Annotated in this window: 1 protein-coding gene; it reads left to right on the top strand. The window is 32.6% G+C overall.

Features of this window, described 5'->3' with window-relative positions; all coding sequences use genetic code 11:
- Positions 1-22 precede the first annotated feature (22 nt).
- Positions 23-1,432, top strand: coding sequence for an HNH endonuclease (locus tag L1D46_RS20565; protein ID WP_239978163.1), 1,410 nt, complete (start codon positions 23-25; stop codon positions 1,430-1,432).
- Positions 1,433-1,642 lie beyond the last annotated feature (210 nt).

Here is a 1,642-nt window from a genome sequence, read left to right on the forward strand (position 1 = left end):
ATATAGATCTAATTAGAGAATTATGATGAAGCGTACTGTTATTGGAATAAAAAAAGATATCTTTGAATATTATTCTAAAGGGAAAAGCATAAACGACTTATTTCACCTACTAGCGAAACATGAATTCAGGTTAGCTAAAACTGAGAAGAAAGCTCTTAAAGTAGCTTATGAAAATAAAGAAAATTTTAGTGCTTTCAAGAAGTTTTTAAATATTGTTGATTTTAATAAAGCTAAACAGGCTTATGCCGAGCATAAAGGAAAAAAGAATAATAAAACTAAAAGAACAATTAACCCTGGTCCATCTTTTAATGTCGAGCGATACCTTTTAGAAAAGCAGAGTACGGAAATACCTTTAGATCTCGATGATGATTTTGCTTTATCAATGAGCTCAAATGATCTTTACGAAACAATAGATACGCCAAATAAAGAGACTACTGCTACCCAAGTAAAAAATAACCTGCCACTGCACCTATATGTGTTTGACCCTGAAGATGTAACTGAGCTTACTTTAGAGGAGGTAGAGTTAGTTTGGCATCACAGGTTAAAGTTATGTGGTACAAAAGAAGCAGCGGCAGAAATATTGGCTATTAAGAATGTAAATGATGGTAATATTAAGAACTATAAGGGTTGGGAAAGCTACTTAAATCATGATTTAATTAGTGAATTTGAAAGAAAGTTAAAGGATATTGAGTTAGCAGAAAATCCTCAAAATGATCAGATAATCACAATCAATCCGTTTCACAGAAAAAAATATAATAGATCTGAAGTTGTGCAGCTTCCTTTAAAGCGTATTTTAAAATTATGGGAAGAGCGCAATTACTCATTTTCTTCAATATCTGCGGCATGTGAAGCATTAGCTATTATTAGAAAATCTACAAAAATTGATAGCCAGAAAAAACACTGGAAAGCCTTTTTAGAACACCCCCAAATTCTTGATTTAGATTTTGACATTGATGAAGAAGATACTGATAAGTTAACAGAAAATGTTCACGCAAAAATAGATGATAAAGAGCAAGTGAGCCTACATGCGTTAACAGAAGATAACAGGGATAGAGTCAGTAGGAGCCAAGTTACAAGGGTTGGCCAGCAGGGATTTAGATCATTAACTCTTGATAACTTTTATTCAAAATGTGCCGTATCAGGATGTGCTGAGCTGGCTTTGTTAGAAGCTGCCCATATTATTCCTTACAAAGGAGAACAATCTAATCTGTTACAAAATGGACTATGTCTCAGAGTCGATATACATCGACTATTTGACAGGTTTTTAATATCAATCGAGCCGCAGACTTTGAAAATAGTCGTTTCTGATAAAGTCAGAGATAAATACTATAGGGGTTTGAAAGGCAACAGTTTAGGTCAATCTAAAAGCAATATTTCAAAATCATTACTAAAAAAACATTTCTATCAATTCACTAAGGCGAATACTAGATAGATTCCACGCGCTTTTAAAATTGTTTACTTTCTACTAACTCTATGCGGTTATTGGGCTCAATGTTATCCTCAGCTTAAAATTTAAAACTATGTTAGAATAAAATTTTATTTTATAAGCTTTTTTATTTGACGTGTTTGAGTATTCACAAACCGAAATATTCTTAATTTTTGGTACGCGTTTATAAACAATGTAGCAAGGCACTGTCTGAAT

The sequence above is a fragment of the Pseudoalteromonas sp. Isolate3 genome (genome assembly GCF_022398505.1).
GTDB classification, from domain to species: domain Bacteria; phylum Pseudomonadota; class Gammaproteobacteria; order Enterobacterales; family Alteromonadaceae; genus Pseudoalteromonas; species Pseudoalteromonas apostichopi.